At 70.3% G+C, this 22,526-nt stretch carries 17 protein-coding genes and 3 tRNA genes; 5 read left to right on the top strand and 15 right to left on the bottom strand.

Annotated elements, in window-relative coordinates:
• Positions 1–119: 119 nt before the first annotated feature.
• Both OG496_RS20585 and OG496_RS20580 read right to left on the bottom strand, forming a co-directional pair.
• On the bottom strand, positions 120–1,577 hold the full coding sequence (locus tag OG496_RS20585) for an FGGY family carbohydrate kinase (RefSeq protein ID WP_366491014.1): 1,458 nt from the start codon (positions 1,575–1,577) through the stop codon (positions 120–122).
• Between the two features lie 51 nt (positions 1,578–1,628).
• A complete protein-coding gene (locus OG496_RS20580) occupies positions 1,629–1,934 on the bottom strand; it encodes a hypothetical protein (protein ID WP_020684218.1) in 306 nt (101 codons plus the stop codon).
• A 177-nt stretch (positions 1,935–2,111) separates the two neighbouring features.
• Here OG496_RS20580 and OG496_RS20575 point away from each other — a divergent pair.
• The 3 genes from OG496_RS20575 to OG496_RS20565 all read left to right on the top strand — a co-directional run bounded on the left by OG496_RS20575 (position 2,112) and on the right by OG496_RS20565 (position 2,518).
• Positions 2,112–2,184: transfer RNA gene (locus OG496_RS20575), tRNA-Asn, on the top strand.
• A gap of 6 nt (positions 2,185–2,190) precedes the next feature.
• Positions 2,191–2,263 (top strand) — tRNA-Asn (locus tag OG496_RS20570).
• A gap of 178 nt (positions 2,264–2,441) precedes the next feature.
• A tRNA-Ile gene (locus OG496_RS20565) sits at positions 2,442–2,518 on the top strand.
• Between the two features lie 189 nt (positions 2,519–2,707).
• Here the strand turns inward: OG496_RS20565 and OG496_RS20560 are convergent.
• The 13 genes from OG496_RS20560 to OG496_RS20500 form a co-directional block, all read right to left on the bottom strand.
• Positions 2,708–3,124: a PIN domain-containing protein gene (locus tag OG496_RS20560; RefSeq protein ID WP_405976662.1), complete on the bottom strand. Its 417-nt coding sequence runs from the start codon at positions 3,122–3,124 to the stop codon at positions 2,708–2,710.
• A gap of 687 nt (positions 3,125–3,811) precedes the next feature.
• Entirely contained in the window at positions 3,812–5,923 is a 2,112-nt protein-coding gene (locus OG496_RS20555) for a LamG-like jellyroll fold domain-containing protein (RefSeq protein WP_405976661.1), read from the bottom strand.
• 523 nt (positions 5,924–6,446) lie between these two features.
• Positions 6,447–7,475 (bottom strand): SDR family oxidoreductase, encoded by a 1,029-nt coding sequence (locus OG496_RS20550; protein WP_405971912.1) that lies wholly within the window; start codon positions 7,473–7,475, stop codon positions 6,447–6,449.
• Between the two features lie 53 nt (positions 7,476–7,528).
• Positions 7,529–8,788: a beta-ketoacyl-[acyl-carrier-protein] synthase family protein gene (locus OG496_RS20545; RefSeq protein ID WP_405971911.1), complete on the bottom strand. Its 1,260-nt coding sequence runs from the start codon at positions 8,786–8,788 to the stop codon at positions 7,529–7,531.
• The gene (locus tag OG496_RS20540) at positions 8,785–9,099 is read right to left on the bottom strand and encodes an acyl carrier protein (RefSeq protein ID WP_405971910.1); all 315 of its coding nucleotides are present in this window, start codon (positions 9,097–9,099) and stop codon (positions 8,785–8,787) included. Before OG496_RS20540 ends, OG496_RS20545 begins: the two co-directional genes overlap by 4 nt.
• Before the next feature lie 59 nt (positions 9,100–9,158).
• A complete protein-coding gene (locus OG496_RS20535; RefSeq protein ID WP_405971909.1) occupies positions 9,159–10,403 on the bottom strand; it encodes an aspartate aminotransferase family protein in 1,245 nt (414 codons plus the stop codon).
• Positions 10,400–10,915, bottom strand: coding sequence for a type II toxin-antitoxin system RatA family toxin (locus tag OG496_RS20530; protein ID WP_405971908.1), 516 nt, complete (start codon positions 10,913–10,915; stop codon positions 10,400–10,402). The genes OG496_RS20535 and OG496_RS20530 overlap by 4 nt, the downstream gene beginning before the upstream one ends.
• A complete protein-coding gene (locus tag OG496_RS20525) occupies positions 10,903–12,123 on the bottom strand; it encodes a GNAT family N-acetyltransferase (RefSeq protein ID WP_405971907.1) in 1,221 nt (406 codons plus the stop codon). Before OG496_RS20525 ends, OG496_RS20530 begins: the two co-directional genes overlap by 13 nt.
• 35 nt (positions 12,124–12,158) lie before the next feature.
• Positions 12,159–13,295, bottom strand: a complete 1,137-nt coding sequence (locus OG496_RS20520; RefSeq protein ID WP_405971906.1) for an acyl-CoA dehydrogenase — start codon at positions 13,293–13,295, stop codon at positions 12,159–12,161.
• Between the two features lie 416 nt (positions 13,296–13,711).
• Positions 13,712–14,932: a cytochrome P450 gene (locus OG496_RS20515; protein WP_405971905.1), complete on the bottom strand. Its 1,221-nt coding sequence runs from the start codon at positions 14,930–14,932 to the stop codon at positions 13,712–13,714.
• 220 nt (positions 14,933–15,152) lie between these two features.
• Positions 15,153–16,586, bottom strand: a complete 1,434-nt coding sequence (locus tag OG496_RS20510) for an oxygenase MpaB family protein (protein ID WP_405976660.1) — start codon at positions 16,584–16,586, stop codon at positions 15,153–15,155.
• Positions 16,587–16,642: 56 nt separating this feature from the next.
• Positions 16,643–17,377, bottom strand: coding sequence for a polyprenyl diphosphate synthase (uppS, locus tag OG496_RS20505; RefSeq protein WP_405971904.1), 735 nt, complete (start codon positions 17,375–17,377; stop codon positions 16,643–16,645).
• A gap of 296 nt (positions 17,378–17,673) precedes the next feature.
• Positions 17,674–19,446, bottom strand: coding sequence for a LamG domain-containing protein (locus OG496_RS20500; protein ID WP_405971903.1), 1,773 nt, complete (start codon positions 19,444–19,446; stop codon positions 17,674–17,676).
• Between the two features lie 143 nt (positions 19,447–19,589).
• Here OG496_RS20500 and OG496_RS20495 point away from each other — a divergent pair, with 143 nt between their 5' ends.
• Together OG496_RS20495 and OG496_RS20490 are read left to right on the top strand one after the other, a co-directional pair.
• Positions 19,590–21,890: a polymorphic toxin-type HINT domain-containing protein gene (locus OG496_RS20495; protein WP_405976659.1), complete on the top strand. Its 2,301-nt coding sequence runs from the start codon at positions 19,590–19,592 to the stop codon at positions 21,888–21,890.
• Positions 21,887–22,525, top strand: coding sequence for a hypothetical protein (locus OG496_RS20490; RefSeq protein ID WP_405971902.1), 639 nt, complete (start codon positions 21,887–21,889; stop codon positions 22,523–22,525). The genes OG496_RS20495 and OG496_RS20490 overlap by 4 nt, the downstream gene beginning before the upstream one ends.
• The last annotated feature ends 1 nt before the right edge of the window (position 22,526 follow it).

The raw sequence follows: 22,526 nt of genomic DNA, 5'->3' as shown, positions 1-22,526 counted from the left end.
CCTCGCCCCTATCGTCGGACACTCCACCCGCGTTACCTCAACCGATTAAGCCAACAGCAGTGCGCTACGGCCCGTTATGCACCCTTGAGTGCCGAATTCGTCCCGGCGACCGCACGTTCCTACGAGCGGAACGCGCCCGGATGGGTCTGTTCCCGTACGGACACGTACTGCTGCCGCACGGCCTGTCCTACGGCCAGTTCGTCGCCCGGCTCGAAGACCTGGGCGACCGGTCCCTGCCAGGGCGGCGGGTTGCGCGGGTCGAGGGTGCCCTGCGAGACACCGAGCGCCCAGGCGGCCTGCCGGGCGGCGCCGATCGCGGCGTAGTCGGCGGGCTGCGGTACGACGATCTGGGTCCCGAAGAGCGCGGGCGCCGCGGCCTGCACGGCGGGCAGCTCGGCGGCCGACCCGAGCAGGAAGAGCCGTCGTACGGCCACACCCCGCCCGCGCAGCACGTCCAGCGCGTCCGCGAGCCCGCACAGCATGCCCTCGAAGGCGGCCCGCGCCAGATGCTCCGCCTTCATCGACTCCCGCCGCAGCCCGGCCAACGTCCCGGCGGTGTGCGGCAGATTGGGCGTCCGCTCACCTTCCAGATACGGCAGGAACACCAGCCCGTGCGCCCCGGGCGTCGACTTCATCGCCAGCTCGGACAGACTCTCCAGATCGGGCAGCCCGAGCAGCTCGGCGGCGCCGCGCAAGGTCCGTACGGCATTCAGCGTGGTGACGACCGGCAGATGCATCCCGGTCGCGTCGGCCAGCGAGGTGATCATCCCGCTCTGGTCGACGAGCGCCTCGTGGTGCACGGCCATCACGGACCCGGAGGCGCCGAGCGACACGACCGCGTCCCCGAACCCGATCCCGAGCCCGAAGGCGGCGGCCATGGTCTCGCCGGTACCGGCGGAGATCAGCAGCCCCTCAGGGGTCGTACCGGCCGCGTCCGAGGGACCGATCACCTCGGGGAGCATGGCCTGGTGGCCGAGGGCGAGTTCGACCAGATCTGGCCGGTAACCACCACTGGCGGCGGACCAATAGCCGGTCCCGGAGGCCCCGCCCCGATCGGTCGTCCTCCGCACGGGCCGCCCGAGCAGCTGCCACACGAGCCAGTCATGGGCCTGAAGCAGCGCGGCGGTACGCCGTGCGTTGTCGGGCTCGGTCCTGTTCAGCCAGCGGAGCTTGGTGACGGGCTGCGCGGCCTGCGGTACGGAACCCACCGCCTGCGCCCACGCCTCGCGCCCGCCGAGCGCGTCGATGAGGTCGGCCGCCGCGACCTGCGCCCGCTTGTCACCGCCGACCATCGCGGGACGCACGGTGTTGCCCTGCGAGTCCACCGGCACGAGCGCGTTCTGCTGCGCGGACACACCGATGGCCTGCACACCTTCGAGCAGTCCCCCGCCGGCCGCCTCGCCCAGCGACAGCAGCCAGGCCTGTGGATCGACATCGGAGGGCCGCCCGCCGCCCTCGGTCTCGGTTTCGACCGGATGCGGCGCATATCCCTGCCTGAGCACGGACCCCGTGTCCGTGTCGCAGACGACGATACGAGTGAAATCGGGCGAACTGTCCAACCCGGCGACTATCCCCATGGCGGAAATTCTGCCGTACGGCGGGAGGTGACGGCGCCGGGTCGGGACTCCCTATGTGTTGCTGGTGCCCCAGTCGTCCTCGCCCGTACCGTTCGCGTTGCGCTCACGCAGGGACCGTACGCGCTGGGCCACCGAGTCGGGGACCCGGTCGCCGACCTTGTCGCTGACCGCGTGGTACGCCTTGCCCGCGTACTGGCGGCCCTGCTGCGCCGCCGTCTCGGCGGTGTTGCGGACGGCCGGGTTCTGCGCGACCTGGCGTGCCGACTTCTTCAGCTGCTCGTAGCGCTCGCGTCCGGCCCGAGTGCCCAGCACGTAACCCAGAGCCAGTCCGACGACGAACGTGAGCTTGTAGCGCATGACGGCCATCCTTCCCTTGCGTAGGTTCCCTTGCGTGGGCTCCGGGGCTCCGGCGCGGCATCGGTGCCGGGGAACCGATTGGCGGAGCACCCCCCTGCTTGCGCTAATGTATGTGTCGCAGCGAGCACACGCCCCCTGGCGAATACCCAGGGAGGTACGTTCGATGCAACGAGGCATTCCCCTGTAGCTCAATTGGCAGAGCAGCCGGCTGTTAACCGGCAGGTTACTGGTTCGAGTCCAGTCGGGGGAGCTTCGGTCTTCCGTAGCTCAATTGGCAGAGCAGCCGGCTGTTAACCGGCAGGTTACTGGTTCGAGTCCAGTCGGGAGAGCGCAGTCAGGAAGCAGTGATGAGGACCCCGTTGGGGTCCTTTTTCATGTCCCCCGGAACCGCTCGCGACGTGCCGCAGTCCTCATGGTCGTGCGAAGTCGACCATCCGAAGCAGGAGATCGTATGAGCGGCTATGCTGCGGCAGACGGCGCGTACAAATGTGCGCGACGCGCCGTAATGGGGCGGTAGCTCAGCCGGTTAGAGCAGCGGACTCATAATCCGTCGGCCGTGGGTTCGAGTCCCACCCGCCCCACCACGCACGTCCAAGACCTTGCGGAAACGTCTCATCTGGGTGCGGATTCAGGGCGTTGGCTGGGCGCGAGGATCCGGAAGTGGTGTCGCTGGGTGACCCCTGGGTGTCGTGAGTCGGCCCGGGCCACAGCGGACTGACCGTCAGACGGCCGGGTCGGTCAGAGGCTCAGTGTCCGTCGGCACCGCGCGAGCTCTACTGCCTGAGGTCGATCTTGCGGACCGACTGCCCTGTCGTGCGGGCGATGGTTTCGAAGTCGCGGTCGTCGTGGAGCAGCAGAGTGAGTTCCGCCTCTTCCGCGGCTGCGGCCATCAGGAGGTCCACGGGGCCCGCGCTGCGGTGTTCTCCCTTGGCGGTCAGCTGTTCCTGGGTGATGTGGGAGCGGCGGTAGACGCCGTCGGGCATGGGGCACCAGGCGTGGTGGGCGTCGAGTGCCGACTTCAGGTCGGCGCGGTCCGTGGCCGAACGGGCCGAGTAGAGGACTTCCGGTTCGGTGAGGTCGCAGATCGCGACGAGGTCGGCGGCGATCCTGTCGTCCCATTCGGCGGTGTTCTGGCGGAGCAGGACGCGGGCAAGGGCGGAGGTGTCGATGAGGTAGCCGGCGACGGTCACCCGTGCGCCCCGGTCGTCGGTCGCCGCGCCCGCGCTCGTGAGCCGGTATACGCGCTTGTCCAGCAGTAGGCCGATGTCCAGAGCACCCTCGGCCACCAGTTCGCGGGCCTCGTCGAGTGCCCGCAGGCGCCGATGGGCGGGCCGTGACTTCCCGCAGCGCGGGTTTGGGTGCCGCGGCGGGTGGAGGGCATGGCGGCGTCGGTCCTTGCGCCGGATTACCGGCGGATCGTGGCGGTGCTGGCGTCGGAGGCCGGCCGGGAGGGCATGCGCTGCCGGCAACTGGCCGCAGTCCTGGGGCTGGAGGCCGTCCCGGCGAGGTGGAGGGGCTGCGGCACCTGGCGCGTGACTACGAGATGCTGCCTGCCGACAGCCAGGCCGGAACCGGCAGCAACGGCCGCACCGCCCGCCACTCCGCCTCCGTCATGTCGGAGCCCTCGGGATGCGGTCCGGCCCGTCCGCCGCGTTGCCGAACCTGTGCACGCGGCAGTCACACGGCAGGGACGCCGAGTTGGACTCCACACACGCGGACGCGAATGACTGCGGCAACAGGGCCTCCTGGTGATCGGTTTGGTTCGTAACCCCGAACTACCAAGAGGCCCTGCTGTCATGCATCGGCTTTCACGCGATCACCCGATCAGGAACCCTGTTCGACCAGGCCGGCCCCGTGATCGACAAACGGATGACGTCTCAGCACAGACAAGGATCCGTACCCTGCCCCAGGCCGGAGATGTCGCCGTCCCTCAGCGCGCCGGAGTAGGCCTGCACCTCGTCCACGTCGCCATGCAGGTACTCGCCCCAGCCGTCGTCGGATCTGGCCCTGCCGATCTGGAGGGCACCGGTGCTGTGCCAGCCGTTGGGGAGGCTCGCGGTCGCCTCGGCGTTGGTGTAGCCGTCGAGGTAGAGCTTGATCGTGTCGGTGGCGTCGTCGTAGACCACGGCGAGGCGATGGCCTTGGCCCTCGCCTCCGTCCGCGCCCACGATCTGGGACACCACCTTCTCGGGGGCTCCGGCCTCGTCCTTCTCCGGCATCACCAGTTGCCAGGCGTGCGTGGACGGCTCGTAGCGCACCTTGAAGGCGTCGGTGTGCTCGCCTGCCTGCGAGAGCACGGTCATCGGGTGGGCGGGCTCGGAGTCCGCGAGGCGTACGACGACGCCGAGAGTGAAGCTGTCCCCGGTGTCCACGACGGGCCCATCGGCAGCGGCGTACCCGCTCTCGCCGTCCAGCAGCAGATGCCCGTCACCGACGAGTGGCGGCGGCACGTAGGTGCAGTCCGGGTCGATTTCCGGGATACAGGAACTGTCGGAGCCCTGGTAGATCGAAGCCCCCGTGCCGAGCCGCAGCGGCGCGCCGTCCGACTGCTCGGGGCTCACACCGTCCGTCGCGTTCTCCAGCGACCAGTGCCCGAGCAACTTCGGCTTGCGGTAGGCCAGTTCGGCTACCTCGTCCGGCACCACGACCCGGTCGTGAACCTGTACGTCACCGATGTCCCCGTGCCACTGGTCCCCATAGCCGGCAGCCCCGAGGGCGCGCCCGATCTGGAAAGCGCCGGCCGCCTCGGCGGGAGTCGCGTCGGCCGCGGTCCCGGCCTCGTGGCCGTTGACGTACAGTCGCGCCTTTCCAGTCTCGGCGTCGTACAGCCCCAGCAGATGGGCCCACTCGCCGGTCTCGGGGGCGCCGCCGGACACCTGTGCGCCGCCGATCGCGAACGACCAGGCGGGCCCGGAGTCCTGGTGGCGCAGCCCGAGGTCGAAGCCGGGTGCCCCGTCGGCATCCTGGCTGACGACGGTCATGTTCCGGTCGGTTTCGGCGGGCCGTACCCACGCGCTCACCGCGAAGGTCTTACGGATGTCGGTCGCCGGGGCGTCCGGGGTGAGAAAACCGTCGCCGCTGCCGTCGAGGCCGACCGTGGCGGTGGCCGTGGTGCCTGTGGGCACCGGGCCGGCGAAGGTCACGCCGGTCCCGGCACGGGCGGCGGTGCCGGTCTCGGCGGCGGCCGAGCTGGAGTCCGCCGGGTCGTCCAGCTTCCAGCGGGCGACGGGAGCACGGCCGGCCTTCACGTTGAAGTCGTAACGCGACTCCCCGCTGCTTCGGCCCGACCGGTCGATCGCGCGGACCGTCAGCGACTTGGGCCCCTCGGAGAGCGGCAGGTACGGAATGGTCACGGCCGCGCCCGGCCGCTCCGCGGAGACGGTGCCGTAAGGACCGCCCACGAAGCCGTACGTGTACGACACCACGTCGTCGGAAGGCGAGTCCATCGTGAAGTGGCCGTAGACGCCCACTCCGTCCACCCAGAACACGTCCTCCGGGTTGGGGTATTCGGGAGAGGTGATCGTCGCCTTCTCCGGGCTCACGTCGTCGTACACGAACGAGCAGACCGAGCCGTCGCCCTCGTCGCTCCACGGGGAGGTCGCCTTGCCGTCGTTCGCGCGGACATGCCAGGAGACGACGGTGTTCGCCGGGATGTCGTTCGGCATCGTCCAGTACTGGCGCGACCCCGAGGAAAGAGTGATGGTGGTGTAGGTACGCTGCTGTTCCACTCCGGCCGCGTCCGTCCACCACGCTTCGAACTCGCCACTGAGCGGGCTGGATTCGGAGGGCTGGTTGTCCTCCTCCGGGTCGTACAGCACTGCACTGAGCCTGGGCGGCGTCGAAACGTATGGCGTGTCGTCACCGGTCGCGCATGGCTTGCCTCCCGACTGGAGGTCTTGGACAAGCGGCTGATTCGGCGGAAGGTTGTCCACCGCGTACGCCGTCCCGGCAGCCGTGGCCAACAGCGCCGCCACACAGCTCCCCACCACCGTCCGTCTACGTCTGCCTGTCCTTGTGAACCTGGTCAAGTGGCCCTCCCCTGTGAGCGCTTGATGCTCGTGGATCACACGAGCGCCTGAAGCTAACAGAGACCACTGACAGCGCGGAAAGGGTTTCCTGGCCGACCTGTTCCAGAACTTCGGTGTCGTCGAACATCATCTCGTTGGAAAGGAAATCCGCTGCGCATGGTTTCGAGATCCTCTCCTCAGCCGGGGGAGAGGGTCCGTGAACCAGGTGTGCGTGGCCATCCGGGCAGCGTTCCGGACGCAGGTTGGACACAGGGATCGGAAAAGACTGACAAGGGCCGAGGAAGAGAGAGGCGCCAAACCCTGTCTGAACTGGGAAAAAGACCAAGATGGGCGTGGATCGACAAGGCCCGCCAAGATCCTTGAAGGACTCATGATCCGTCGGCCGTGGGTTCGAGTCCCACCCGCCCCACCACGCACGTCCAAGACCTTGCGGAAACGTCTCATCTGCCCGGCTGCGCGGACGCGTTGGCCCCGGAGAGCCCCCTTACACCGCGAGCAGAGTCCACGGATTCGGCTGAGCCAGCGCCAGCCGGGGTTTTCGCGCGGCCCAGTGCCGTACCGCCGTTTCCATGACCGCTGCCGGGTCGTGGACCGTGCGTGTGGGTTCGAAGGGCGTCGCCATGCTCGTGTAGCTCTGGAACATGGCGAGCAGTTGGACCGCCTGGTGCTGGAACGGTGAGAGGTACTGGTCCGCGAGGGGCAGGAAGAAGCGGTTCCAGGTGTCGGGCGGGACGAACGGGGGTTGCTCGATACCGGCGACGCCGTGCCGCGCGCGGAACTCGTTGAGGGTCCGGCACGCGATGCCGATCATCTCGGAGAGGCGCAGACTCCCGACGCCGCCCGCGATCACCTCGACGCGCGGAGTGGGCGGGGGAGCGGCGAGCACCGCGGAGGCGACGGCCTCCGCCACGTCGTCGACGGGGCTGATCTCCGCGTAGCCGTCCGGATCGCCGACGACGACCGCGGCGAGGCCGGAGACCAGGGCGTGGATGATCGTGTACGGCCCGGAGAAGCGGGCGATCCGCCCGTCGTCGCGCCGGCCCACGATCAGCGGCGGCCGCACGATCGTCAGCGGCCCGCCGTGCTCCTCGCGCACCAAGGACTCGCAGGCGGCCTTCGACCACTCGTAGCCGTTGCGGTACCCCTCGAACTCCGGGCCCCGCAGGTCCTCCGGGGCCCGCGTCCCGCCCACGTACGCCGTCGAGACGTGGACTACATGGGTGTCCCGGTCGGCGAGGGACAGCACCGCCCGCAGCGGGTCCACGTTGGCCGCCAGCGCCTCCGCCCTGCTCATCGTCCAGCGGGTGGAGGCCGCCGTGTGCACGATCACGTCCCAGTGCCCCGACAGCTCTGGCGGTGGCGGCTCGCTCCCGATGTTCCAGGTCGTCACCTCCGCGTCCGGCGCCCGTCTGGCCACCCGGATCAGGGGCCCGGGACCGGAGGGGTCCGCGCGCAGCCGGTCGACGACTTCGGTGCCCACCACACCGGTGGCGCCGGTGACAAGGGTTCGCATGGTGTTGACCGTTCCGTGAGTCGGGGGAGAGGAGACGGGTAACCGGTGGCGGGTCACGCCGGTGGGGTCAGGACCAGGCACGCGTTCTGGCCGCCGAAACCGAAGGAGTTGGACAGCACGGGCCCGCGCGCGATCGTGCGCCGACGGCCGATCACCACGTCCACCAGGTCGGCCTCGGGGCTGCCGAGCGTGTTCGCGATCGGCGGGACCACACCCCGGTCGGCGCAGAGCAGGCCCAGCAGTGCCTCCAACGCGCCTGATCCGCCGATGAGATGACCACTCACGCCCTTGACGGCGGTCAGCGGCGGCGACTGTCCCGCGAAGCACCTGTGGACCGCGGTCGCCTCCGCCCGGTCGTTGAGGACCGTCGACGTGCCGTGCGCGCTGATGTGCCCGATGTCGGCCGGTGCGAGCCCGGCGTCCGCGACGGCCAGCCGCATGCACTCGGCCGCCGTGGCCGCCTCGGGGTCCGGCGCGGCGATGTGGAAGGCGTCGCAGTTGGCGGCGTAGCCCGCGATCTCGCCGTAGATCCTGGCTCCCCTGGCGAGGGCCAGATCGCGTCGCTCCAGGACGAGTACGGCGGCGCCCTCGCCCATGACGAAGCCGTCGCGGTCGGTGTCGAAGGGGCGGCTGGCCCGGTCCGGTTCGTCGCAACGCCGGGACAGGGCCCGCATCTTGGCGAAGGCGCCCACGATGGTGGTCGTGACGGGCGCGTCGACGCCGCCCGCCACGACGGCGTCCAGCTCGCCGTACCGGATGCGGCGGGCGGCCTCGCCGATGGCGGTGGTGCCGCTCGCGCAGGCGGTCGCGTAAGTGGCGCAGTTGCCGCGGAAGCCGTAGCGCATCGCCACCCGGCAGGCCGCCGAGTTCGCCATGGTCCTGGGGACGGTGTGCACCGGCATCGTCATCGGGTTCGCCCCGTAGTCGAAGGTCGTGCCCTCCATCGTCCCCAGGCCGCCCATCCCCGTGCCGACCTGGACGCCCACCCGCGAGGACGGGAGGTCGGCGAGGGCCAACTCGCCCGCGTCCGAGACCGCGTCCACAGCGGCGCAGAGCAACAGCTCGGCCGCCCGGTCGAGTTGACGCCGCTCCCGCCGGGTGATGTAGGGCTCGATGTCGAACTCGGGTACCAGGCAGGCCATTTCCACGGCGACCTCGGGCTCCGCCTCCACGAGATGCTTTGCTACGGCGGCTGTCGACTCGGCGGCGAGCAGCCGCGCGTACGCCGCCTCGACGTCGTTGCCCGCGGGCGACCTGACCCCGAGTCCGGTGACGACGACCCGGGTCCGACCGGAAGAGGAAATGCCGTTCATACGGGCCTCGCCATGCGCCGCTCCAGCAGGTCGACGGCGTCGCCGACGGTCCTGGCCTCCAGGAGGTCGGAGACCTGGATCTTGACCCGCAGGACGTTCTCCAGCCGGGCGCCCACATCCATCAACTCCAGGCTGTCGATGCCGAAGTCGTTGCCGAGGTCGGTCGTCTCGTCGATGTCGTCCACCTCCGTGCCGAGGACGTCCGACACGGCCGTCCTGACGGTGAGGGACAACTCCGCGCGGCCGAGCGCCGGCGTGTCCTGGTCTTTGTCCTGGTCCTGGTCTTTGTCCTTCAGATCCATGGGGTCCATACGTGTCTCTTTCCTGTGCGCTGTGGGGGAGTTGGCGACGTGCGGAGCCCTACGGCCGGTCACTCGCCGCGCCGCGCCGCCGCGCCGATCGCCATGTCGAGGATGTCGGCTGCCTCCGCGATGTCCGCCTCGGTGCTGACCAGCGGCGGGAGCAGCCGTACGGTGCCCGGGCGGCCCAGGCACGGCGACACCAGCAGTCCCGCGCCGGCCAGCTCGATCACCACCGAGCCGGCCACCCCGGAGCTGGTGAAGTCGATACCGCGCAGCAGGCCCTTGCCGCGGGTCCCGGCGATCAACTCGCCGTGCCTGCCCGCGAGTTCGTCGAGCGCGGTGTCCAGTGCGGCGGCGAGTCCCGCGCCGTGTTCGGCCGCTGCCTCGATCGCGGTGAGCGCGGCGGGCAGTGCCGCGCAGCTGAGCGGGTGGCCCCCGAAGGTCGCCGAGTGGAGGAAGGGGTCGACGCTCAGCGGGGCGTACAACTCCGCGGAGCAGACCAGGGCCGACAGCGGTACGACCCCTCCGCCGAGCGGCTTGCCGACCAGGACGGCGTCGACGGGCAGGCCGGCCGCGAGGGCGAGGGAACGTTCCCCGCAGCGGCGCAGCCCGCACTGGATCTCGTCCGAGATGGTGAACGTGCCGTAGCGCTGGGCGTCGGCGCACCACTGGCGCAGGACGTCGACGGACAGGACGGCCGCGCCGTTCTCGCCCTGGACGGGTTCGAAGACGACCGCGGCGACCTCCCCGCCCCGGACCTCCCGCAGGACGGCGCCGGGGTCGTCGGGCGAGACGTGGACGACGTCGACGGCCGTGCCCAGCAGACCTCGCCGGTAAAGGGGACTGTGGGTGAGCGCGAGCGCGCCGAGCGACTTGCCGTGGAAGCCGCCCTCCGCCGCCACGACCCTGCCGCGTCCGGTGGCGAGGCGCGCGAGCTTGACGGCGACCTCGACGGCGTCGGCGCCGTTGAGCCCGAAGTACACCTTGGGCAGGGCCAGTTGGAAGTACTCCGCGAGCTGGGCGGCGGCGCGGGCGGCCGTGGGGTTGGCGAGGCTGCGGGTCGAGGTGGGCATCGTGTCGAGCTGCGCGCGTACGGCCGCGAGCACGTCCGGGTGCCGGTGGCCGAGCAGGGTGACGGCGTACGAACCGAAGTCGAGTGCCGTACGCCCGTCGGACAGCGTCACCCGGCAGCCGTCGCCGGACACCTCGGTCGCGCCCCGGCCCGCGAACGAACCGGTCAGGGCGAGCCGGGGGGAGAGGTGACGCCGGATCAGGTCGAAGGTGTCGGAGGGGGCTCCGATGGTCGTGGTCATACGCGGTCGGGTTCCTCTTCGGCCTCGCGGGTGGGCGGCGGGACACTCACCGGGGCGCTCAACTGGGCGTCGGTCGCCAGCAGTTGGCGTTCCAGCGCCGACAGCATCTGGGCGGCGTTCTCCCGCAGGGCGTCCGCCGCGACCGGGTTGAGGAGGTCGGCCAGGAGCGGGATGCCGATGTCGAAGGTGACGTCCAGGGAGACCGTGCTGTGTCCGCCGGGCGCGGGCCGTACGGCCCAGTGGCCCTCGAACTCGCCGAGATCGCCGGTGACTTGGCGGAAGTCGAAGCGCCGGGCGACCGGATCGAGGACCTCGTCCTCGGTCCACTGGAGCACGGATCCCTTGAGCCGTACCGCCCAGGCGCTCGTCCGGTGGTGGTCGTCGGTCTGCCGGGTGATCGTGACGGAGTCCACGCTGTCCATGCACGCGGGGAAGGCCTCCACGTCCACGACGGCGGCCCACGCGGTCTCCGGCGGTACGGCGATGGGGAGTTCGACCTCTACTCGGGGCATGGAGAGGGGGCACCTTTCTGGTCGGGGCGGCTTGGGGGACGCGTGGCCCGTGCGGGCAGGTGCGGGCCGAGCGCCTGGGTCCGTGCCGCCGCGAGAGCCGCGGGCAGCAGCCGGCGCAGCACCGCGCGCGGCAGCGGACGTAGATGGGTGATCGCGTACGACTGCTGGATCAGCCGGCAGCCGAACTCGACCTTGGGGGTGTACGCGGTCTGCGCGAAGCGGATGTGGCGGCAGCCCGTGTCGAGGGCCAGGCGGATCGCCGCGTAGTGCACGTTGTGGTAGAGCCGGGCCTCGTGCGCCAGCGTGTAGTCGAGGCCGATGCGCGCGCCGGTGGCGCCGGAGCCGCTGAACAGGCAGAGCAGGAAGGCGACTAGACGGTCGCCGTGTTCGCCGTCGAAGCAGGCCACGAGGCGTCGGTCCGGCCCGGGGGAGGCCGTGAGAGCGGTGAGGAAACCGGCGTCGAGGACGTCGAGCCGCTGGTCCGCCCGGTCCATGACCTGCCGGTAGAGGCCGAGCATCTGCGGTACGAGCGGGCCGAAGTCCTCGACGGTCTCCATCCGCAGTCGCGGGTGGGCGGCGAACTTGCGGATGTTGCTGCGTGCGTTGCGCCGCGGTTTGGCCGGGAGTTGCTCGATGTACTCGTCGAACGAGGCTGTGGACAAAGGGAGTTTGGTGTCGGGCATGCTCCGCGCGGGGAAGAAGCCCGCCGAACTGAGGGCGGTGCGCAGCGGGTTGAGACCTGCCGGGGTGAAGTCCTTGAAGACCACGGTGCCGAGGCGCTCGGTGCGCGCGAACCGGAGAACGGCGTCGACCAGCAATCGGCTGACCTCGTCGGTGAGTGGCCGGGAGGTGAGGACGTGGCCCTGGCCGAGGAAGTTGCCGCAGAAGAGCATCGGTACCCGCAGCAGGCGGGGCGCCAATTTCCTTACAGGGGTGAGGAGTTGGCGCTCACTTGGGCCGACGATGTCGTCGAGACGCAGGTTCCGGAAGAGCGCCAGGGGCAGTACGGCCTCGGTGTGCTGGCCTCTGCGGACCACCAAGTAGGCATAGCTGTCAGGGCCGATGGCGCCGGACTCCATGGCCTCGAAGACGGCACGGGACCACAACGGGTCGTCCGGCGGGGCCAGTTCGTGCCAGACCGACTCTGGCAGGAAGTCGATCGAACGCAGCACCTCGACACGGCAGGCGGTGTCGTCGGCGGGCTCCATGGGCAGCCCGCTCCTGTTCGTCGTCAGCACCGCGCTCAGCCGATCCGCAGGGGGGCGCCGTTCAGGAACTCCCGCAGAGGAGCGCCCATACGGGCCCGCGACGGCGGGTGGAAGGTGAGACCGGTGGCGGCGGAGGCGAGGTACGTGCTGTCGGGCGCCGTGATGAACGCCATGCCGCCGAGCGCCGCCTGGCACGCCGTGGTCGTACGGGCGATGGCGTCCTGCGCCGCGTACCGGGCCGACAGGGCGTCGACGAGCAGCGCGTCGCTCCACGCCTCCGTGTCCATGGCCCGGGCGACCGACTCGACGCCGAGCATCGCGGCCTCGATGTCGACCAGGAAGGGCGTCGGGTCCTGCGGGCCGCCCGCCTTGTCGAGGACCCGCTCGACGAGCGCGCTGGCGACCCCGATGTACCCGGCGGTCAGCAGGAGTTCGAACCAGAGGAAGCCGGCGATGTTCAGCTCGTCGGGGACGGCGTCGGCGGTGACCCGGGTGAACACCACCATCGCGGGGTCGAGTTCGACATCGGTGAGCACGACCTGGTCGCTCTCGGCGCCCGCGAGGACGGGGGAGCTCCAGAAGGGTCGTACCTCAAGTCCCGCTGATCCGGCCGGGATCAGGGCGACAGCGAGCCGGTCCACCCCGTCGTCGTCCTTCATCATCACGGAGGCGGTCAGCAGGTCCATCGAACGGGACAGGCTGCACGGCATCTTGCTGCCGTTCAGCACGATGCTCCCGCTGTCCGTGCGGCGGGCGGTGATGTGCGGCCCCAGGATGTTCTGGCCGGTGTTGCCCTCGGCGAAGCCCGAGGCGAGCAACAGCCCTTCCTTGGCGATGGCTTCGAGCAGCAGACCTTCCGCGCCGCTGCCGTTGCCGTACGCGGCGGCCTGCACGAGCCCCGCGATCGAGAAGTGGTGCATGGTCGTCGCCACCGCGAGCGAGGGACAGCGCGAGCCGACGGCACGCTGCACCCGTACGGCCTGGAGAGGTCCGGCGCCGATACCCGCGTTCTCGGTGGGCACCAGCAGCGCGGGGCCGCCCGCCGCGCGGAACTCCGCGATGGCCGGGCTCGGCGCGCTCTCCAGCTCGGCCAGCGGACGCCGGGCCAGCGCCGCGTCCAGCCCCGGCAACAGGGCTTCCACGGCGGCGCGTTCATGGTGCAGGAACTTCACGGGGGGTGCCTCTCGTCCGGCGGTGGGGGCCGGTGGGGGTGGGGAACTGGTGGGGTGGATGGCCGGGGCGGGGATGGGCGGCAAGCGGGGATGGACAGGTGGTGTGCTGGGTGGCGCGGGTGGGGTTGGGGCCGGGTCGGGGGTGGGTGGTTTGGGCTGTGTGCGGGGTGCGGGTGCGTGGGGGCTGGTCGCGCAGTTCCCCGCGCCCCTAGGGGGATTGGGGTGGGGCGGAGCTGGATGGTGGAGGCGCATCCGGATGGTGGGGGCGGAGCCAGGTGGTAGGGCGGATCCGCAAGGTCGGCCGGCTCTGGACGGTCGGTCGGACCCGGATGGTCGGCTGGATCCGGACGGTGGGGGTGACCCGGACGGTCGGTCGGATCCGGACGATGGGGGTGACCCGGTGGTCGTGGCTGGCGTCAGCCGTTCGCCGTCAGCGGCAGTTTCTCGAAGGACCGCAGGCTGATGGACTCACGGCGGCGGGGCGGGCCGGACGCGGCGAGGGACGGGAAGCGTCTCGGGAGCTGTTCGAGGAGCTCGGCGCCCTCCACGCGGGCGAGTGCCGCTCCCAGGCAGTAGTGGAGTCCCGCGCTGAAGCCGAGCACCTTGATGTCGTCGCGCCGGATGTCGAACGTGTCGGGGTCCGCATGCCGTTCGGGGTCGCGGTTGGCGGCGGCGAGCACGGTGGTCACATTGGCGCCCTCGGGGACGGTCACCCCGGCCACGTCGATCGGCCCGGCGGCGATGCGCTCGGTCATCTGCACCGGGGTGTCCCAGCGCAGACTCTCCTCCACGGCCCGCGCGGCCAGTTCGGGTCCGCTCACGAGCAGGTCCCACTGATCCCGGTGGGCGAGCAGCGCGTGCACCGCGAGACCGAGCAGGCCGGCGGTGGTCTCGAAACCGGCGATCAGGACGAGCACGAGGGTGTCGACGAGTTCGGTCTCGGTGAGCCGGCCGTCGTCGGCATCGCGCACCGCCAGCAGGACCGAGGTGAGGTCGTCGGCGGGCCGGGCCCTGCGCAGGGCGATGAGGCCGGTGAAGTACGCGCGCAGCGCCACGACGGCCCGGTCGGCGCGCCGCCAGTCCTCGGGGGACCGGACGGGTTCGAGCAGTCGCCCGGCGTCCTGACCCAGCCCGTGGAACTGCCGCTGCTCTTCGACGGGCACCCCGATGAGATGGCCTACGACGGTGACGGGCAGCGGATACCCCACCAGTTCCTGGAAGTCGGCGCTGCCGCCGTCCGAGGTGGCGTCGGCGAAGTCGTCGAGCAGGCGCGCGGTGATGTCCCGCACGGTGTGCCGGAGCGCGGCGACCCGGCGCGCGCTGAACGCGCCGCCGACGAGCCGCCGTAGCCGCGCGTGGTCGGTGCCGTTGCTGCGCAGCAGCGAGGAGTAGAAGAATTCCGCGCTCGGCCGGTCACGCCAGTCGGGTACCTCGCGCGCGCACCAGTCGAGATCGGGCACCAGGAATTCGGGATCGGTGAGGACGGCCTGACAGTCCGCGAATCGCGTCAGGAAATACGTGTTGAATCCGGCGTTGTAATAGACGGGTTCGGTCCGCCGCAGCTCCGCGAGTGCGGGGTACGGGTTCACCCTGCCCTCCGGGGTGAACATCGAGAACAACAGCGTTTCCGGACCCACCTGATCCTCTCCGGTCCTCTTCTATCTCTTCCTTCTCATCTCTTCCTGGTACGGATTCTTCTTGTACGGAGAGAAAAGAAATACATCGTTATGCAGCCTATTCGCGTATTGCAGCCTAACTACCCCTTCAGGCGCACTCTGGGTGTTCTGTCGGCTTGTGTGTGATTTGGGTGGCAATGCGTGCCCGTAACGAGGGAGGTGGGGAACGTCGGTGCGAATGTCACGCCTGGGCGAGCAGCGGGTCGTACGGGGTCGAGCGCCGGCGGCCGGACATGAAGGACAGGAAGTCCTTGATGAACGCGCTGCGGGTGTACGCACCGCCGGTACCGCCTCCGGTGCCGGTGGTGTCGCGGCGGAACGCGGTCCGGAACAGGGCCCGGTACTCGTCCGCGTCGATGTGCTGGTTTCCGTCCTTGTCGGTGACGTCGAAGAGGACCTCCGCCACTCTGATCAGCGCGGGACCGGCCAGGGACGGGGCGGCCGCGGCGTACTCCTCGGCGCTGACGCGGCCGTCGCCGTCGGTGTCGAGGGCGCTCTGGAGCTCCCGCCACCAGTCGGCGTACGCGTTGTAGAGCCTGGTCTCCTCGGGCTCGTCGAGGTCGAGGCGGGTGGACAGCTCGCGGGCCATGGCGGCGAGGTCGGGCCAGTCCAGGTAGCCGTCGCCGGTCTGGTCCAGCACCTCCCGGAAGAACTCCTCCGCGTCGCGCCGCATGCCTCCGGGTGCGGCGGCCTCCGATTCCGGTCCTGGTTCCGGGGCGAAGGGCGTGACGAGCCGGAGGAAGGCGCCGGCTCGTTTCATTTTCTGGTGCAGGGCGCGGACGGTCCGCGCGCGGGGGTCGTCGCTGTCGGGGGAGAGCGACAGCAGGTCGGCGATGTTCTCGGCGCGGATCCAGCCGTCGGGCAGGAAACGGGCCAGGCCCACGGTCAGGTACGCGCTCTGCATCAGGGTCTGGGCGCCGGGCAGTTCGGGCAGTCCCGCCCGGCGGCGGAACGGCTCGGGCAGCGAGGCCACGGTGATGGCCCCGATGACCGGACCGCCGACCGCGCGGCCTAGTGCCCACAGGGTGGGCAGACCGTTCAGCAGCGGCGGAGCGGGAAGGTGGTCGAAGAGCTTGTAGAGGATGATGCGCATCGCCTCCGTGTTCTCCAGCTCCTCCTCCACCACACGGTCGTAGTACCGCCAGAACTCGTGGAGGGTGGCGGGCAGTTGACCGGCCTCGTCCCCCAAGGCAGCGAGGAACGCCTGGAATTCGGCGTACAGCCTCTCCATGGTCCCCTGTTCCAGGGGCTGTCCGCTCAGCCGGAACATCGTGACGGTGCTCTCGAACAGCGTCGCCACCACCCAGGCGCGCGCCTCGGGGTCCAGCGCGTCGTACGGCCGGTCGTGGGCGTCGGTCCCGTTCAGCCGCGCGTGCAGCCGGTTGAGCCGGGCCGCCTCCCGCTGTCGTACGCCGTCGTCGGCGCCGAACATGCGCTGCAGACTCAGGAAGGTGTTGTACAGCCTGCGCCAGGGGTGGGCCACGAACGTGGAGCTGTCGATCAGGGCGGCGCCGATCTGCGGATGCGCGGCCTCCAGTACGGTCGCCCGCACCACGGCCAGGGCCCAGCGAGGATCGTTGAAGGACGCGTCGAACTGCGAGCCGGGGCCGAACATGGGCGTCAAGTCTCCAGCCGGGTGCGGCTGTTGGGGGATGCCGGAACCTGCGTCGGTCACGATCGAAGTTCTCCGTTCGGGAGGGGCGGGAGGCCGTTCGGGACGGGTGGGACGCCGCCGAAACGGCGTTCGCGCTGCCGGTAGGCGTGCAGGCACTCCAGGAAGTGCGGTGCGCGGAAGTCGGGCCACAGCACCGGCGGGAAGACCCACTCGGCGTACGCGACCTGCCACAGCATGAAGTTGGAGATGCGCTGTTCCCCCGAGGTGCGGATGACCAGGTCCACATCGGGGGTGTCGGGGAAGGGCAGATGGGCGGCGAAGGTCTGCTCGGTCACGCCGTCGGCCGGCACGCCGTCGCGGATCAGCGACCGCGCGGCCTCGACGATGTCCCGGCGCCCGCCGTGATCGAAGGCGACGGTCAGCGTCAGGCCCCGGTTGTCGGCGGTCAGCGTCATCAGGTCGGCGAAGTCCCGGGCCAGCGCCGGGGGAATACGGGGATCGGTGACACCGAGGAAGCGACAGCGGATGCCCCGCGCGTGCAGCAGCGGGGCGTGCTTGCGCACCACCCGGCGCACCAACCGCATGAGGAAATCGACCTCGGCGCTCGGGCGCCCCCAGTTCTCGGTCGAGAACGCGTACATGCTCAGCCACTCGACTCCGGCCGCCCGCGCCGCCTCGATGACGTCGATCGCGGTCGTCTCCGCAGCACGGTGACCGGACGTACGCGGCAACGACCGCTGAGCCGCCCACCGCCCGTTCCCGTCCATCACGCACGCGACATGCCGCGGCACCGCCCGCGGCCCCTCACCGCCCGCCTGCCGAGCGGCGGCACCAGAACCCCCAACGGCCTGCCGAACTGTCACGCCCGCCCCCCGACAGCGCAGCTCATCGAGCTGATCCGATCACCTCGACCGGTGATCACCTCAACCAGCGTGTCAGCGACGGGCGTTGTGCCAGGTGGGAGTTCCGTGACTTCACCCTTGGGACTTCCGTCCGAATCGGGTCCCCGGCTGAGCGGCCCAAGAGCATGATCCCCGCCCCGGTCGAGCCGGGGCGGGGATCGGGGCGGAGTCTCCGGTCAGGGTGGTCAGTCGAGTTGGGTGACCTTCGGGGTGTCGCCGGCCGACGCGGCGTCCGCCGGGGGCAGGGCCGTGGGATAGACACGGATGCCGCTGATCGCTCCGTTGGTGTATTCGCCGTAGGCGCCGGAGGACTGTTTGCGGCCGATCTCCAGGGGACCGGTGGCGTTCCAGGGGGTGTAGGTCCAGTCCCTGGTGCCCGTCAGCCTGCCGTTGACGTACAGGCGGATCTCCTTCGCTCCGGCGTCGTAGACGCCGAGCAGGTGGGTCCACTGGCCCGCGGTCGCCTTGCTGCCGTAGACCGCTCGCCAGGTGGCGGCGGTCGTGTCGGTGCTGTGCCGGCCGAAGGCCCAGGACTGGACGCCCGCGGAGTAGTACAGCTGGAAGCCGTTGTTCACGGTGCCGTTCTGGGAGAGGAACGTGCTGTTGGTCGTGGTGGAGAGCGAGTTGAGCTTGACCCAGGCGGACACCGTGAAGCTCTTGGACGTGTCGACGGCGGGGCCGCTCGTGGCGCCGTAGCCCGTGGTGCCGGTCAGGTTGAGGGACTTGCCGCGGGCGCTGTCGGTGGTCCAGGAGTAGGCGCCGGACAGGCTCGCGTTCAGGGTGCCTGTGCTGTCGGCGGTGGTGGTGCCGGTGCCTTCGGCGAGCTTCCACCAGTGGGTGGCGGTGTCCGTGACCGAGCCCAGGGAGACCGGGGCGGCGAAGTCGTAGGTGGGCGGGGAGGTGAGGACCGGGCTCTGCCGGTAGTTGTACTCGACGAGTTGGCCGAAGGCGTTCACGGTGTACAGGTCGGGCATGCCGTCCGGGGCGCCGGGGTTGGTGGCACCGAAGCCGACGGGGCTGTTGACGTCGCCCGGCGAGGCGACCACGGGGTACGCCGTCGGCGGCAGCGTCAGCCGCAGGCCGGTGTGGATGGTGGGGTGGAGCAGCGCCGGGACCAGGGTCGTGGCGTCCACGGTGATCGGGTAGCTGTAGAGCTCGCCGGTCGCCTTGTCGCGTGACCACAGGACCGGCTGGCCCTTGAAGGTGCCCGCGGCGATCAGCGTCTGGCCGGTCCAGTCGCCGTCGCCGAGCAGGATCGGGTTCTTGAGGTGGTAGCCGCCGTCGGACTGGTAGATCCACAGCTCCTTGTTCTCGACGGTGATGACGGCGGGGTAGTCGGTGGTGTTGCCGAACACGTTGCCGGGCGTGATGAGTTGGCTGATGTTCCAGGTGTGGCTGTCGTAGTCGGTTGCGCGGCAGCGGGTGTCGTCCGCGACGATGTCGGAGGTCGCGCAGGCGTCCTTGGTGATGAGGTCGTACCGCTTGCCGATGAAGCCGCCGAGCGCGGAGTACGGCGCCCTCGGGAAGGACGCGTCGTCCACCGGGTCGAGGTCGTTCTTGACGACGTAGAACTGCTTGGTCGTCGTGTTGTACGCGAAGAGGTCGTCGCCGTTCGCCCCGTGCAGGTTGCCGCGGTGGGCGATCAGGTAGTTGTTCCAGCCGGTGCCGTCCGGTGACTCGTCCTTGGTGGACACGGTGACCGGGCCGTTGACCGGCGGCGCCGTGTCGACCGGACCGGTCTGGACCGGGGCGGCGGCCTGGGCGGGGTCGTGGTCGCCCGGGATCAGGTCGAGGTCGCCCGTCTTCGTGGTGGCGAGCAGGTCGGGCACGCCGTCGCCGGTGATGTCACCGGGCTTGATGGTGGTCGCCGGGTTCCAGGGGACGGTGAAGGTGTAGCCGTAGGGGCTGGTGGAGATGTTGCCCGCCTTGTCGACACCGGCCACGTACAGCGTGTGCACGCCCCAGTCGCGGATCGGGACGGGGATCGTGGCGGTGGACCTGCCCTGGCTGTCGGTGCCGGTGGCGTCGACGCTCTGGCCGTCCGCCGCGGTGGGCGGGGAGTCGAGCTGCCACAGGGTGGAAGGTCACCACCACCGGCACCCTGGTCTCGGCCGCCAACAGCGCGGTCTGCCTGACCGACCCGGCGGCCTCCGCCACCGCCGGCACCCAGCTCACCATCGCCACCTGCGGCGGCAGCGGCCAGACCTGGACCGGCGCCGCCACCGGCGCCGTACCGGCGGGCCAGTCCCAGACCTTCACCTACGACGCCGAGGGCCGCACCGCCACCGTCGCCACGACCTCCGGCACCCACACCAACACCAGCAAGTACCTCTACGACGCGCAGGGCGACCTGCTGGAGCAGACCGCCGCCGTCGACGGCACCGACAAGACCCGCGTCCTCTATCTCTTCGGCGGCACCGAGCAGATCACGCTCAACGTCTCCGCCAAGACCTGGACCGGACTGCGCAACATCACCGGCCCGGACGGTACGACCGTCACCCGCTCCAGCAGCGGCTCGGTCAGCTACCAGATCGCCAACGGCCAGGCCACGTCCGTCACCGCCATCGACGCGTCCGCCCTGACAGTCACCCGCCGCGCCTACGATCCCTGGGGCAACCCGCGCGGCACCAAGCCCAGTTCATGGGTGGCGCCGGACGAGAACCACGGCTTCCTGGGGCAACCGGCGGACGCCACCACAGGGCTCAACCTCCTGGGCGCCCGTAACTACGACCCGGTCACCGGCCGCTTCCTCACCCCCGACCCCCTCTTCGAACCCGGCGACCCCAACCAGATGGGCGGCTACACCTACGCCGGCGACAACCCGGCGAGCGGGGCTGACCCGAGCGGTCTGATGCTGGAGGCCGACGGCGGCGGTGGCTACTGCGACTCGGCGTGCATGGCGGCCGCCAGCAAGCCGGACACCAGCACCTCCAGCGGTCAGAAGAAGCACCACAGCGGAGGCTGCCACGGCTTCTTCGGCTGCGCCGGGCACTACTTCAAGAAGGCCCTGCCCGTCGTCGCGACGGTGGTCACGGTGGTCGTCGTGGTGGTCGCCGTCGCGGTGGTCGTCTCCGCCTGCGCCGGAACCGTCGTCGCGGCACCCGCCTGCGTACTCGGCGCGGCCGAGGGCGCCGGAATGATCGGCGGTATGTTCGGCGGCGACTGCGCGGCCATGGGCTGTGGCGGAGCCGGCGGATTCGCCGCCGAGGAGGGCGACTCACCACCCGCCGGAGGCGGCGGCGACGCGGCCCCCAAGGCCGCCGCGGAACCGGCCCCGCACGACGGCTCCGGCAGCTCCGGCGGCTCGGGTGACGCCGCCGCCGACGCGAGCGCGGGCAAGGACGCCGCGAGCGACGCGGCCTGCAAGAACGCGGCCGAGCCGAAGAAGTCCGACGTCCAGCAGGACGCGGCGGCCGCACGGAAGGCGTCGGCGTCCTCGGACGACCCGGGCACCGGCAACTCGGGGACTGAGGACGGTCCCACGTGCAGCTTCTCGCCGGACACGCCCGTCCTGATGGCCGGCGGCAAGACCAAGAAGATCGGCAGGATCAAGACCGGTGACAAGGTCGAGTCCGCCGACGCGAGCACCGGTGAGCACCGTGGTTCCCGTGAGGTCGTGGCGACGCTCGTCCACTACGACAAGGACCTGATCGACGTCACAGTGAGCGTGGGCCACGGTCGTACGGCGACCCTGCACACGACCTCGAAGCATCCCTTCTGGGACGTCACCCTGCACACGTGGGTACCGGCGGGCAAGCTGACACCGGGCCATGCGCTCACGGCAGAGGACGGTCACAGTGTTCGGATCGCCCGGGTGCGGACGACGCCGGGGGCGGCCTACCGGTACAACCTGACGGTCCGCGAGCTGCACACGTACTACGTGGTCGCCGGTGGGGTGCCGGTGCTGGTCCACAATGTGTGCGGGAAGGAGCGTCATGCGCCCAGCTGCGAGTGCGGGACGCCGGGCAACGGGATACGAGGCGTTTCGCCGGCCTCCGGTGACACAGTCGTGCTGGGCCTCGCCGAGGTCGGAGAGCCGCTCGCCCAACGACTGGGCGCCATGACGTTCAACGGAGACAACTACTCGGTCATCCACAAAGACGGCGGCGGCAACGCCCAATGGATCAACGAGGTCAACGCGGCTGTGGGAAACCGGGACATCAACATCGTCGTGGATCTCGGCGGCCTGGACGACGCCCAGGAAGACCCGGTCCTGGTGTTCCACAATGCGGCGACCAAGGGGCGCGCCGCGAAGAAGGTGGAGGACGTGCGCGGCACCGAGTGGGAAATGGGACGGATCCAATATCACGTCTTCGTCAACGAGAGCCGCCCCTGGTCGGGTATCCAATGGTTCCGGAACGGCGTGGACATCACGGAGCAGATGCAGGACTACACACCATGAGTTTTCCCGATGCCCTGTCGGGCGCCGAACTGGCAGTGGTGCTCAACGCCCAACTCGGCGCTGAGTATCCGCACCGGTTCACGACATCACCGCAACGCCCCGCCCGCGGTCCCGTCTCGCTCACCGATGACCGTTCGCGGGCGGGCGTGCTCACCGGAAACGACGCCTACGTCCTCACGTTCGTCCGGGACAACTGGGGCTGGGCCCACGGAGCCACCCAGGACCGGCACCAGCTCGCCGAGGCGGCCCGTGCCTGGCTTGCCGGGACCGGGCTTGAGGAGATGGCCGCGCGCTGGCCCTTCGTGGAGTTCTCGGAGCTGCAACTGGCCTACGAGCGGGGCGACGCGCTGGAGACGCAGTGGCGGATCATCCGCCGTGACGCCACGGAGTACTACCGCGACGTGGTCGAACTCGCCGCGGAGAATCCCACGGTGCGCAGGTTCTTCCCGGGCCTGGGGCACAACTTCCTCTTCATGCCGCACCCGTTCACCCACGACATGCTGGCGTCGGTGGCATTCCAGAGACCGGGCCGCTTCCGGCTCCGCGCCCCCGGCCACCCGGAACCTCTTGCCGAGGGTCCCCCGTCCACCGTGATCACCAAGCTCGCGGAACTGCTCGAAAACCTGGAGGACTGAC

Origin of the sequence: Streptomyces sp. NBC_00988, from assembly GCF_045162645.1 — a bacterium.
GTDB lineage: Bacteria > Actinomycetota > Actinomycetes > Streptomycetales > Streptomycetaceae > Streptomyces.
Note: the sequence above shows the minus strand (reverse complement) of the source record. Positions and strands in the feature narration are given on the sequence as shown.

What these genes read in the sequence shown, in the direction of transcription:
- OG496_RS20585 (WP_366491014.1), bottom strand. Translation starts at nt 1,577, where the DNA reads ATGGGGATAGTCGCCGGGTTGGACAGTTCGCCCGATTTCACTCGTATC.
- OG496_RS20580 (WP_020684218.1), bottom strand. Translation starts at nt 1,934, where the DNA reads ATGCGCTACAAGCTCACGTTCGTCGTCGGACTGGCTCTGGGTTACGTG.
- OG496_RS20550 (WP_405971912.1), bottom strand. Translation starts at nt 7,475, where the DNA reads ATGCGAACCCTTGTCACCGGCGCCACCGGTGTGGTGGGCACCGAAGTC.
- OG496_RS20545 (WP_405971911.1), bottom strand. Translation starts at nt 8,788, where the DNA reads ATGAACGGCATTTCCTCTTCCGGTCGGACCCGGGTCGTCGTCACCGGA.
- OG496_RS20540 (WP_405971910.1), bottom strand. Translation starts at nt 9,099, where the DNA reads ATGGACCCCATGGATCTGAAGGACAAAGACCAGGACCAGGACAAAGAC.
- OG496_RS20535 (WP_405971909.1), bottom strand. Translation starts at nt 10,403, where the DNA reads ATGACCACGACCATCGGAGCCCCCTCCGACACCTTCGACCTGATCCGG.
- OG496_RS20530 (WP_405971908.1), bottom strand. Translation starts at nt 10,915, where the DNA reads ATGCCCCGAGTAGAGGTCGAACTCCCCATCGCCGTACCGCCGGAGACC.
- OG496_RS20525 (WP_405971907.1), bottom strand. Translation starts at nt 12,123, where the DNA reads ATGGAGCCCGCCGACGACACCGCCTGCCGTGTCGAGGTGCTGCGTTCG.
- OG496_RS20510 (WP_405976660.1), bottom strand. Translation starts at nt 16,586, where the DNA reads ATGTTCGGCCCCGGCTCGCAGTTCGACGCGTCCTTCAACGATCCTCGC.
- OG496_RS20490 (WP_405971902.1), top strand. Translation starts at nt 21,887, where the DNA reads ATGAGTTTTCCCGATGCCCTGTCGGGCGCCGAACTGGCAGTGGTGCTC.